This is a genomic window from Marinobacter sp. SS8-8 (assembly GCF_030540945.1).
In the GTDB taxonomy this organism is placed as follows: Bacteria; Pseudomonadota; Gammaproteobacteria; order Pseudomonadales; family Oleiphilaceae; genus Marinobacter.
This window is the reverse complement of record NZ_JASSVN010000017.1, coordinates 23,921-35,601: the sequence shown is the minus strand read 5'-3', so window position 1 is coordinate 35,601 and position 11,681 is coordinate 23,921. Positions and strand designations below refer to the sequence as shown.

Below are 11,681 nucleotides of genomic sequence, written 5' to 3'. Positions count from 1 at the left end.
CACTACTCGTTTACCCTGGCAGAGCAGGTGCTGAATGGTCAGCTCAGACCACTGAAGCAACCATCGGAGCTGGAGGAATGGCCTTAGCGTACGTTTTCGTTCCGTTGGACTTCAAACCCCAACACCGGGCGGTCATTCGGTGTAACACCCACCATGGCACCGTCGAACGCAATCGGATGCGGCAGCAGTCGTTTGATCTGCTGGCAGCGGTAATAGCGGAGGTTGAAGTCACTTTGCAGCCGGTTGATTGGACGCTTGTTCAGCCCGGTGTGGTCCAGCTCACCCTCTGGCAAACGGGGATTGGCGTTCTCAGTGCCTTCGGCACCGGCCTTTTCCCAGACCACCAGCGATTGGGTGGTGGGGTGGCTCTTGCCATGAACTTCAACCATCAGATCGTGCCAGACGCAGGGTGGCTTACCGCCCAGACAACTGTGTTCGAGTCGTCCTGTTGCGCGGTGCCTGCCTTGAGGGCTTGAAGGGGCTGGCCGGGGGGACGTTGGATGCACCATCCGATGACACTCCTTGTGCCTCTTTGATTCCATCGCCAAGGAGCCTCCTGCTCCTGGCTGTTTTCTGAGTGAATGCTACCGCATTCACGCTTGGGAGTCATTCGGTGTTTCTGTCACACCGCATATCGAATTTACCAGTTGGGATTGGCTTTAACCTATATAGGTTATATATGCGCAGGTTCTGGCAGCCGCTAACAGCAGCCGGAGATTTTCTGCTGCACCTTGAGCATGCCGATGCCGCGCTCACCCTGGTTATTGGTAAACGGGATCGCCGGGTCGTCCAGGAAGCGAAGGACATCTGCCTCACAGTCGCGCAGCCGCTCCTATCTGGCGGCCTGCTTGGAAGACGTGTTGACCGCCATGGAGGCCAAGCCAAATCCCTGGCAATCGCTTTAGGCCGTTGTCGGAGACAAGCGTCAGGAGTGGCTGGACGAATGCGAGGAACATCTGGTCTATGCGGACAATAACTATCTGCCCTTCATGTTGCGACCGTTTCGTGCCAAACGCAGCCTTCTGTACAACTGTCTGGAAATACTCACCAGGAAGTGGGGTGATCGCAGCGGTGCGATTTTCTGCCGCGCAGACTCCTAGGGTGCCGGGCAGTTGTTTTTGCCGAGGTACAGCCTGTCGTAGCGCCGGATACCTCGCTCCCGGAAGAACCCGGCGTTCATCTCCACTGCCTTAATGAAAGGCACTCCCGCCGGGTAGCTGGGACACCCGGAACCGCTGGCTGAGCCGCAGGGCACCATCTGGCGGATACTGCCAATCACCCCGTCCCGGTTCAGGTAGGCGATGTCCAGCGGAATCAGGGTGTTGTACATCCAGAAGCCGTGACCGGCGTCTCTCGGTTTCCGGAACTCGAACAGCATGCCGGCATCCGGCGCCAGGGAGGTTCGTCCCATCAATCCTTTTCGCCGCTGTTCCGCGGTGCTGGCCACTTCCAGTTGAACGGGCACGGAGCCTGCCTCTGAGACATAGCAGGCATCAATGAGCGGCAGGCCTTCCTGGGGCGCGGCTACGCCCGGGGAGCAGCCATACGCTGCGGAACCGGCTGCAAGTATCGCCCAGTGCTTGAGCGTGCGGAACATGCTGATTCCCGGGTTCATGAGCGCAGCCGGTAGCCGGTTCTGAAAATCCACCAGATGCCTGTCATGCACGCGGTCAGGAATACAAGGGTCATGCCCACGCTGATGCCCACATGGACGTCAGACACACCATAGAACGCCCAGCGGAAGCCGCTGATCAGGTATACCACGGGGTTGAACAGGCTGATGGTTTGCCAGGTTTCCGGCAGCATATCAATGGAGTAGAAAGTACCGCCAAGGAATACCAGCGGCGTTACGATCATCATGGGTACAATCTGCAGTTTCTCGAACCCGTCCGCCCAGATGCCGATGATGAATCCAAACAGGCTGAAGGTGATCGAGGTGAGCACCAGGAAGGAGACCATCCAGAAGGGATGCAGCACGTCGTAATCCACAAAGAATTTTGCGGTTGCCAGAATAATCAGCCCCAGGATAACTGACTTGGTGGCGGCAGCACCCACGTAGCCAAGCACCACTTCCACGTAGGACACCGGCGCCGAGAGCACCTCATAGATGGTGCCGGAGAACTTGGGCATATAGATGCCGAAGGAGGCGTTGGAAATGCTCTGCATCAGCAGGGACAGCATTACCAGGCCGGGAATGATATAGGCACCGTAGGCGATGTTGTTGATGTCGCCCATGCGTGAGCCAATGGCCGAGCCGAAGACGACAAAGTACAGGGAGGTGGAGATCACCGGCGAAAGCACGCTCTGCATCACCGTGCGCTTCATGCGGGCCATTTCAAAATTGTAGATTGCGCGGATACCGTAAAGGTTCATGCCATTTCTCCAATGGGCCTGCAGGCCTATTCGTGCACCAGGCCGACAAAAATCTCTTCGAGGGAACTTTCCCGGGTTTGCAGGTCCCGGTATTCGATACCAAGGTCGCCAAGTGTGCGAAGCAGTCGGGCCACGCCGGCCTGTTCCTGCTGGGAATCGAAGGTGTAAATCAGTTCGTAACCATCGCCCGACAGTTCCACGGGCTCCAGCATGAGTTCGCCGGGCATCTTGTCCAGCTTCTGCTGAAGTTGGAGCCGGAGTTCCTTTTTGCCCAGTTTGGTCATCAGTTGGGCTTTGTCTTCCACCAGGATGATCTCACCATCCCGGATCACACCGATGCGGTCCGCCATTTCCTCGGCCTCCTCGATGTAATGGGTGGTGAGGATGATCGTAACACCGTTGTCCCGGAGCTTGCGGACCATTTCCCACATGTCCCGGCGCAATTCCACGTCAACGCCCGCGGTGGGCTCATCCAGGAACAGGATCTGTGGCTCGTGGGAGAGGGCCTTGGCAATCATCACCCGGCGCTTCATGCCGCCAGAGAGGGACATGATCCGATTGTTGCGTTTTTCCCACAGGGACAGGTCTTTCAACACTTTCTCGATGTGTGCCGGCTTCGGTGGCTTACCGAACAGGCCACGGCTGAAAGACACCGCATTCCAGACGGTCTCGAAGGAATCGGTATTCAGCTCCTGGGGTACCAGGCCAATGGTTTCCCGGGCCTTGCGGTAGTCTTTGACGATGTCGTAACCGGCGGCTTGTACCTGGCCGGAAGAGAGGTTGACGATGCCGCAGATGATACTGATCAGCGTGGTTTTGCCGGCGCCATTGGGGCCGAGCAGGGCGAAGATCTCGCCACGCTTGATGTCCAGATTGATGTCTTTCAGGGCCTGGAAGCCGTCATCATAAACCTTGCTTAGGTGCTTAACGGAAATATCCGGCTGCACGGGCGTGTCCTGTGGTCAGAGTGGGTCAATTGAAGGCGCGGTATTTTCTCATGACTGGCGCCAGTTTAGAAACCTTTGCCTTGGAAGGAGAAACCACCATAATACCTGCTGGTTCATTCAGGGTGGGGTTATGGTACGAGGAAGAGAGCTGCAAACCGGGAATCGGCTGGCTGACAAGCGGTCAGGATTGTGTAAAATGGCGAAATTGCCAATGTCAGGGGTCACGTGATGGATTACGGAGATAGTGTTCAGAAGGTACTGCTGAGGAAAATCCGCAAGGCTGAGCAGGATCTGGTTCAGCTGAAACTCGATTACTGCCGTTTTGTCTTCGGGTTGACCCACCGGGCGAAAGTACGGGCCGGCGGCGTTACCTACATGGTCCGTTCCGTGGATGTGGACAGCATGGCCAATACCGATGATGGCGGGTTCGCACACCCGGAGATTACCGGTAGCCGGGCCGACGAACAGAACCACGCAGAACCGGTTGCCCTGGGCACTGACTGGGTGCTTGAAACCGCCCCGGGGCAGGTCGCTAAATAAACGCGTTGGCGGTAATGGCCTCGTAGAGGCTCGATGTAGGCGGTACGTAATGGTTGTACTGCCAGAATTCCGCACCTTCCAGTCCCGCCCGGAAGCAGGCCAGCAGTACGGTGCTTCCAGTTAATGTGCTTATCGCTTGGAGGGCTTTCGGTTGTGGGATGCCGGCCTTACGGCTTGCGATCTGGGCGACCACGCGGGCCAGCGCCCCGGAATGGCGGGTGGATTTTTCGCTCAGTGCGCATCCGGCACCATACAGCCACGCTGCGGCATACGCCCGCACTGTTTCCGGTGCCGCCGACAGGTCCAACCCGTTTACCCTGCAATCCCGCTCCTGCAAGCCGGCAAGGATATGCAACTGGGTGATCAGCTGAGCCCGATCTGAAACAGGTCTGGACGAATGCTGTCGTAAACTTGCCCGGTCAGCGGCGTGGGGCTCACCCATACAGACGAGAGACGTGTAATTAACGGGTTCCGCGCGCACCAGCGCCGACATCCGGAAAGCCAGTAAAAGAAGCAGAGCCAGCAGCCCCACCTGAGTAAGAAGAATCAGCCCGTCAACCATGGTCACCAGAACTCGGAATGATGCAAAAGGTGAGGGTATTGTAACGGTATGTATCTGCTCAATACCGCCAACCTGTCGCCATATCCGGGCCCAGGATTGACTCAAATGACGGAACTGTGACGGGGATCGCAGCGGGTATTCCATGAAAAGCTGGCCAATCAGCAGGTTGGCATGGTCTGCAGGGCCAGCTTCCTGCGAATGTGACGGCCCAGGGCATCAATGCCGACGTTCAGCAGGGCGGTGATCAGGATCAGGATCATGGCCCGGTCAAACCGGATGTTCTGGATGGCACTGTCGACATAGAAGCCCAGCGTGTAGATACCAAGAATGCCGAGAATGGCGGTTTCCCGCATGATGATTTCCCAGCGGTAGAAAAGAAACGCAAGGAAAGATCGGTAGACCCGCGGAACCAGTTCCCAGCTGTAACGGTTGAAACCACTAGGCGCGTCCGGACGAAGGTGTATGGAATTGGTCTGCCGGCCGATCAGGTGGCCGATGATGCCGCCGTTATGAAGCGCCAGTGCCACCACTGCCGGCAGCATGGATGGCCCCCAGAGCTGCAGGAGAATATAGGCCAGGATGTATTCCGGTGTAGAACGCGCGATTACCAGGAAAACATGTCCAGAGGTGCGCCGGACCGGGCCGCCGAAATGACTGGAGATCAATGGGAAAGCCAGAAGGGTCAGTATGCCGGTGGCCACAAGGGCAATCTGGGTCAGTATCACGGTATTCCAGATGCCGGGCATGGCTTCGTTGATCATCAGGTCATTGATCCAGGGAACCAGGCCCGCGAGCCCCTCGCCGTTTCTCAGGGGGCTGGGTACGATGTCTTCCGTGAAAAATCGTTCAACGTTACCCCAGACAATGGGCAGACCTTCGCCCAGAAAGAATGGAGCACCGAGGACATAAACCGGCAAAAGCTTCTGCCGTACCCAAAGAGGCATGGTCGCGATCAACACGTAAAACAGGATCAGCATTGCTCCGGCATCGGAGTAGAGCCCCTGGGAGAAGGAAGATTCCAGGTAGAAGCCGAGTGTGGGCAGGCCAACAAACCCGAGAATGGCGCTGGAACGAAGGCCGCATTCCAGGCGGTAGGCGGTGTAGGTCCGCAACTGCACCCAGCAATCGGGAATTCGGGTGTAGAGAAACGCCGCGATAACCCCGGTGCGCGGCGGAAGCAGACGGCCGGGTTCCGGGTCCGCCTCATCCAGGATTTCGGAATAGACTTTGGCGAAAATCCCGGAGTAGGGAATGGCTATCGCCAGCACCCCGGTAAGGGGATGAAATCCAAAAAACTGTAGGAAAATAAGTGCCCAGAAAAGCTCATGGATGGCCCGGATAAAGGCGCAGAATATCCGGACAGGCAGGAAGCGGTAAACCAGCGACAGTAAAAACCCGCAAACGCCACCCAGTGCCACCCCCACAAAGGCAAAGGCGACGGTTCTCAGCAGCGCGGTCATCAACCCTTCGCTGCTGAAGAAATTCGGAGTGATCACGCCAAGAAAGAAGTTGCCGAGGTCCCGCCAGGGATTCGATGCCGTAATGGTCATGTCAGCAAACAGCAGTCCGACCAGGGCGATGGCAAGAAAGATCAGGCTGGTGCGAACCGTTGGCGAAAAAAACATGTAACTGGCCGTTTCCCTAGTAAAGAAACATGATGTCGGCTGCCTTCAGGCGGTCACTGGCTTCATCCAGGGCCACCTGTCCGTCCTGGATTCCGACGATCCGGTTGCAGTACTTCAGAGCCATTTCGACATCATGAAGTGCTATCACACTCGTGTCGAATCGTTGCCTGAGTAGCTCCATCACCAGATGAGCCATGGGGCCGTCGAGGGCGGAAATTGGCTCGTCAGCAAGCAGCATCGGCGCGTTACGATACAGAGCCCGGGCAATGGCAACACGCTGGCGTTGGCCTCCGGAGAGTGAAGCGGCCGGCATCCAGAGTTTTTCCGGCATACCCAGCGCTTCCAGAATCTCGCGAACCTTTTCGCGGTCCCGGAAAAACGGGCGTATCAGGGTAACCACACTGTACCAGGCGGAATGTTTGTCGAGCTGACCCATAAACACGTTATGGAATACCGGCAGGGCATTCACCAGGCCCAGATCCTGGGGGACCAGAGAAGACTCGCGATCAACTCGTTCGTGAATCAAACGAATGAGTGTGGACTTGCCGGCACCGCTCTTGCCAACCAGGGCGACCTTTTCACCCTGTTGAACCCTCAGTGAGAGCGGGCCAATAACCCGCTTACCACCGAAAGAGGCCGTGAGGCCCGTTAGCTCAAAGCCTGACATCAATCAAGGATTCCAATCTCTTCCGCAGTCTTGCGAACAGGTTCGTAATCGTCGTTCGATGCAGGAATAAAACCGGAGCGGGGAAAGCTCTCAAGCAGTTTCTCATCGTTCAGGTTGAGAAGCGCTTCGGTGACGCGCTGTTTGAAACCGTCGCCGAAACGTTCGTCGACGTCACCGCGAATGGTCCACTGATAATCCGGGTAGGCAGGCGTGGTCCAGATGACCTTAACCGCGTCGGTGTTGATGTTGCCCTCGGCCAGTTCTTTTTCCCAAACCTGAAAGTTCAGGGCGCCCACTTCGTAGGTACCGGCTTCGACAAGACGCAGGGTACGGGTGTGGTTGCCACTGAAGCCAACGCGGGAGAAGAAATCTGCCGGCTGGGCACCAAACACGTCACGGATATAGAATTCAGGCATCAGGCGGCCGGAGGTGGAACCCTTGGAGCCGAAGGTAAAGGTTTTGCCCCGGAGTTCATCTTCCAGCGCGGAAAGCTCATCTGCAGGCCCTATACCGGTGCTGGTGTTGGCAATGAAGTAGGTTTCAAACGCTTCATCCTCCACGCCCTGGGCAATCGCCTCGGAGCCCGGCACCAGGCGACGCGCCTGAACACCGGACAGCCCGCCGAACCAGGCCAGCTGAACCTGATTGTTGCGGAACGCGGAAACCGCGGCGGCGTAAGATTTAACGGGGATGTAGCGGACCTCAACATCCAGTTCACCGGAGAGGTAATCCGCAACGCCCTTGAAGCGCTCCACCAGTTTGGTTTCATCCTCATCGGGTATGGCTGTAAACACAAAGGTTTCAGCGAACGCCGATGTTGCGGTAAAACAGAAAAGGCTGGAAATCATCAATTTCCGTATAAGATTAAGAGCCATTGGGATTCCTCGTTCTGATAGACAGCTTGGGCTTACGGCGAGTGAGATCAACGTTCCCTGGTGTCCGGCAGGATACCCTGATTTACGTCAACTCTGAACAGCTATACGATTTCCGGATTTGATTGGCTCAGGAGCCCGCGCCTAATCTTTCACTTAGTCAATCCCAGGCGAGCGCATGAAGATAATCATAATTACTCCAGCAGAACCTGGATCAAAAGCGGGCAACCGTGCCACGGCAGAGCGCTGGAAATCCCTGCTGGGAAATGTCGGGCACAGGGTCTCTGTGGTTACGGAATACCGGGGGGAGCCCTGTGATGCCCTCGTGGCTTTGCACGCCTGGCGCAGTGTTCGGGCGATTCGCCAGTTTCGAAAAACCCGCCCGGAAAAGCCCCTGATCGTCGCGCTTACCGGAACCGACATTTACCGGCACCAGCAGGAGTTTCCGCAGGACACGCTGTACTCCATAATGGAAGCGGATGCGTTGATCGGGCTGCATGAGTTGGTCGCAAACGATATTCCCGCCCAATTTGCCACCAAACTGGTCACGCTCTGCCAGTCAGCGGCGGGGTCTGAAGTCTATCCTTTACCGCAGCCCGCCCAGGCGAATGCAGGGTTCGGCGTGTGTGTCATTGGCCACCTGAGAGAGGAAAAGGATTCCCTGCGGGCCGCGTATGCAGCGAGGTTGCTGCCGAACGATTCAACAATCCGGGTCCTCTGTGCTGGCAAGCCCCACAACGGGGAGTGGCAGAAGATGGCCGAGCGGGAAGTGGAGCAGAACCCACGGTTCCGCTGGCTGGGCGAACTGGAGCAGGATGAAATCCGGCAACTGATGGCAAACAGTCAACTGATGGTGATCAGTTCAGTGATGGAGGGGGGCGCCAATGTTGTCTCGGAAGCCTGCAGGGCCGGTCTGCCGGTGATCGCCTCAGGCATCCCCGGGAATATTGGATTGCTTGGCAAAGAATATCCCGGTTATTTTCCCGTGAAGGATGAGCGGGCCCTGGCAGACCTGCTTTACCGTGCCGAACAGCATCCGGAATTTCTGGCAGTCCTGAAAGCGCAGGTCAGCCAACTGGCCGGGCGTTTTGTACCGGAAAAGGAGCAGGCATCCCTGGAGCGGGCGCTGACCCTGGCGGTGCGGCGCTGCTCAGAGAGGAGTTAATCCCGAAGGGAGACAGGCTCTATGGGACCGGCTTCGTCCTGAGCCGTGACGCGGCCAATGATGGCGGTGTGGGGATAGCCCAACGCTTTGAGCTCCCGGACACATTCCTCTGCCTTGTCGGCAGCGACGCTGGCGAGCAGGCCGCCGGCCGTCTGGGGATCAAAAATCAGCGGATAGCGGGGATGGTTGACCCACTTCTCCTGATCCCGGATACCCCGTCGCAACCGGACATTGGCCGGCTGCAGCGAACTCAGAATGCCCGCGGCTGCGGTTTCCCCGGCGCCCGGCAAAATCGGGATGGCTGACAAGTGCAGCTCCGCATCGACGCCAGACGGTTTGGTCATCTCCACCAGATGCCCGAGCAAACCAAAACCGGTCACATCCGTGCAGGCTTTGGAGCCGAACTTTCTCAGGCAATCCGCTGCGGCCTTGCTGGACTGAATCATGGAGGCGAGGGCAGAGTCGATCCAGCGGCCTTTGGCAGCCAACCGGGCGTGGGCGGCAAAGAGCGTTCCGGTGCCGATGGGTTTGGTGAGAATCAGCGCGTCTCCGGCTTTCAATCCCCCTTTGCTCATCACGTATTCCGGATTGATCAGGCCGTTTACCGCAAACCCCAGTGCCAGCTCCCTGCCTTCGCCGGTATGGCCGCCCACCAGGGCACAGCCGGCTTCGTTCAGCACTTCCACCGCACCCGACATCATCTGGTAAACCACGTCTTCAACCTTGGATTCAATGCCATAGGGAACTGTGGCCACTGCCGTAGCACTCTGGGCTTCGGCGCCCATGGCAAAGACATCGCCGAGGCTGTGGTTGGCGGCAACCTTGCCAAATACGTAGGGGTCGTCAATAAAGGCGCGGAAGAAGTCCACGGTATGGACCACCGCTTTACCCGGCGGCACTTTCAGAACCGCCGCATCATCCGGAGCGTGAAGGCCGATAACGATGTCGTCCCGTTCGATGGGCCTGAGTTCCCCCAGGGCCCGGGAAAGAACGGTACTACCGACCTTGGCGCCACAACCGCCACAGCGCATGGCCACGGCAGAAATGGCCTGGGAGGCTTCCTCAGGGTTTTGGGCAGCCGCCGTATCCGGCAGTTCCGATTCATCCTCCATGGGAGGCAATTCGTTGAACTTTTTCATGAACCGGCGGTCAATCCAGTCTTTCCAGCGCCAAACCCAGCCGCCATCAAACTGCATATTGCCACGGGAGGCCACCGCATACTTGTCACCGGTACTGATCAGCGCCAGCCATTTCTTCTGCGGATAGAAGTCCCTCGGGTTTTTGCCGGTTGCCAGCCGTTTGAGGTTGTCCGCCAGGGGTGGCCCTTGCCGCACCGCAAACACACCCGCTTTCTCCCGGGGATGGTTGGTTACGTTGGCGATATCGCCAGCGGCAAAAATACGGTCGTCGTTCTCCACCTGCAGGGTGTCTCGAACCCGAAGGAAAAGGCCATCGTCCAGGGCCAGGCCCGTTTGCTTCAGCCACTCCGGACCGCCGGCCCGGGTTACCCAGAGTACCTCGTCGGTTTGCAGGGTTTCACCGGATTCAGTAACCAGAAGACTTTGCTGAACCTTGGTGACAGGGGCACCCAGATGAACTTTCACACCACGCTCAGACAGCGTTTTCCGAAATACCTTACGAACCTTCGGGTTGTGGGTAGGAAGAATGTCGTCCGCAGCGTCAAAGAGGTGAAAATGCAGCTGCCCTGGGTCCCTGCCCCTCTGTTTCAGCTCGTTCCTGAGGCGGAACTGCATGGCGAGGGTCAGCTCAACACCGCCGGCGCCGGCACCAACCACGGCCACGGTAAGCGGCCCCTTGTGGTTTTCAATGCGGGAGAGCAGGGCGAGCCAGCGGTTGTTGAAACCGGTAATCGGCTTCACCGGAACCGCATGGTCTGAGGCACCTTCCACGCCATTGACCCATGGAGACGAGCCGATATTGATGGCGAGAATATCGTAAGGCACATCCGGGCGGCCGCGGCAGATAACCCGTTTTCGATCACGGTCGATGCCGGTGGCCTCGGCCCGGTAAAAACGGGCTCCCGCATATTCCGCCAGTCGACTCAGGTCGATATGGACATCGTCGTAGCTGTAATGGCCCGCTACATATCCGGGTAACATGCCGGAGTAGGGGGTGTGGGTATCCCGGCAGATAAGCGTGATGCGCACGCCGGGGACCGGGTTCATGGCGAACCGCTTCAGCACCCCGACGTGGCTGTGCCCGCCGCCAACTAGGACGATGTCCCGTAAAACAGGCTGGTCAGGCGTTCGCATCAGTTAATTTTTTTTGCTTCAGCGGCCAGTTGGCTGTATCCCTTGATGTTTGAGAAGGCCTTCAGCTTTTCCTGGTCTGCCTCCGAGGGGTTGGCAATCTGATCGATGGAAGTGATACCCGCATCCTTCATCTTTTTCGCGGTTGCCGGCCCGATGCCCTTGACCTGGGTGAGATCGCTCCTGTCCACCGGCTTCGCGGCCCTGGCGGCAGGTGCTGTTCTGGCAGCAGGTTTCTTGTCAGCGGACTTCTTGGCAGGTGTCCTGGTGGTTTTCTTCGGCGCGGCTTTTTTGGCTGCGGTGCTGGCTTCCCTGCTGACTTCATCGGTCAGCTTCTTCACTCCGGCGCCCGCCTCTTTCGAGGCGACACCGAGCCGCTCCAGAATGTTGCTCTGCAGTTCGTGAAATTCGTTCAGGCGACGCTCGAACTCCTCATGGAACCGTTTCATCTCGCGGTCGCGCAGCTCGTCGATTTCCTTCAGCAGCTTGCGCACCGGTTCCTGAACCTGATTCTGCAGGCTGTCGAACTGCTTTAATGCATCGTTGACGAGGCCTTCAATCTGGGAAGAGGTTTTTTCAAACTCTTTATTGACCTTTTTGACGATCTTATCAACGTTCTGTTTGGCTTTCTTCGCCATGTAATGTCTCCTTACGGACGGG

At 57.7% G+C, this 11,681-nt stretch carries 12 protein-coding genes and 1 pseudogene; 2 read left to right on the top strand and 11 right to left on the bottom strand.

What is annotated here, in order from left to right:
* Positions 1-83: 83 nt before the first annotated feature.
* The 5 genes and pseudogenes from QPL96_RS15535 to QPL96_RS15515 all read right to left on the bottom strand — a co-directional run bounded on the left by QPL96_RS15535 (position 84) and on the right by QPL96_RS15515 (position 3,320).
* The gene (locus QPL96_RS15535) at positions 84-389 is read right to left on the bottom strand and encodes a hypothetical protein (protein ID WP_303288220.1); all 306 of its coding nucleotides are present in this window, start codon (positions 387-389) and stop codon (positions 84-86) included.
* 317 nt (positions 390-706) lie between these two features.
* Positions 707-832, bottom strand: a pseudogene (locus tag QPL96_RS15530) (transposase); the annotation flags it as partial.
* A 264-nt stretch (positions 833-1,096) separates the two neighbouring features.
* Entirely contained in the window at positions 1,097-1,597 is a 501-nt protein-coding gene (locus QPL96_RS15525) for a DUF192 domain-containing protein (protein WP_303288219.1), read from the bottom strand.
* 14 nt (positions 1,598-1,611) lie between these two features.
* Positions 1,612-2,373 (bottom strand): ABC transporter permease, encoded by a 762-nt coding sequence (locus QPL96_RS15520; protein ID WP_303288218.1) that lies wholly within the window; start codon positions 2,371-2,373, stop codon positions 1,612-1,614.
* Between the two features lie 26 nt (positions 2,374-2,399).
* Positions 2,400-3,320 (bottom strand): ABC transporter ATP-binding protein, encoded by a 921-nt coding sequence (locus QPL96_RS15515; RefSeq protein ID WP_303288217.1) that lies wholly within the window; start codon positions 3,318-3,320, stop codon positions 2,400-2,402.
* 228 nt (positions 3,321-3,548) lie between these two features.
* On the opposite strand from QPL96_RS15515, the gene QPL96_RS15510 reads away from it, so the two are divergent.
* Positions 3,549-3,860: a hypothetical protein gene (locus QPL96_RS15510; RefSeq protein WP_303288216.1), complete on the top strand. Its 312-nt coding sequence runs from the start codon at positions 3,549-3,551 to the stop codon at positions 3,858-3,860.
* On the opposite strand, the gene QPL96_RS15505 is transcribed toward QPL96_RS15510, so the two are convergent.
* The 4 genes from QPL96_RS15505 to QPL96_RS15490 form a co-directional block, all read right to left on the bottom strand.
* Positions 3,853-4,422, bottom strand: a complete 570-nt coding sequence (locus QPL96_RS15505; RefSeq protein WP_303288261.1) for a hypothetical protein — start codon at positions 4,420-4,422, stop codon at positions 3,853-3,855. The genes QPL96_RS15510 and QPL96_RS15505 overlap by 8 nt on opposite strands.
* 158 nt (positions 4,423-4,580) lie before the next feature.
* On the bottom strand, positions 4,581-6,047 hold the full coding sequence (locus QPL96_RS15500) for an ABC transporter permease (protein WP_303288215.1): 1,467 nt from the start codon (positions 6,045-6,047) through the stop codon (positions 4,581-4,583).
* Positions 6,048-6,063: 16 nt separating this feature from the next.
* Entirely contained in the window at positions 6,064-6,714 is a 651-nt protein-coding gene (locus QPL96_RS15495; RefSeq protein WP_303288214.1) for a phosphonate ABC transporter ATP-binding protein, read from the bottom strand.
* A complete protein-coding gene (locus QPL96_RS15490) occupies positions 6,714-7,589 on the bottom strand; it encodes a putative selenate ABC transporter substrate-binding protein (protein ID WP_303288213.1) in 876 nt (291 codons plus the stop codon). Before QPL96_RS15490 ends, QPL96_RS15495 begins: the two co-directional genes overlap by 1 nt.
* Positions 7,590-7,764: 175 nt before the next feature.
* On the opposite strand from QPL96_RS15490, the gene senB reads away from it, so the two are divergent.
* Positions 7,765-8,751, top strand: a complete 987-nt coding sequence (senB, locus tag QPL96_RS15485; RefSeq protein ID WP_303288212.1) for a selenoneine biosynthesis selenosugar synthase SenB — start codon at positions 7,765-7,767, stop codon at positions 8,749-8,751.
* Here senB and selD read toward each other — a convergent pair.
* Both selD and QPL96_RS15475 read right to left on the bottom strand, forming a co-directional pair.
* On the bottom strand, positions 8,748-11,024 hold the full coding sequence (selD, locus tag QPL96_RS15480; protein ID WP_303288211.1) for a selenide, water dikinase SelD: 2,277 nt from the start codon (positions 11,022-11,024) through the stop codon (positions 8,748-8,750). The genes senB and selD overlap by 4 nt on opposite strands.
* Entirely contained in the window at positions 11,024-11,659 is a 636-nt protein-coding gene (locus QPL96_RS15475; RefSeq protein ID WP_303288210.1) for a helix-hairpin-helix domain-containing protein, read from the bottom strand. Before QPL96_RS15475 ends, selD begins: the two co-directional genes overlap by 1 nt.
* Between the last annotated feature and the right edge of the window lie 22 nt (positions 11,660-11,681).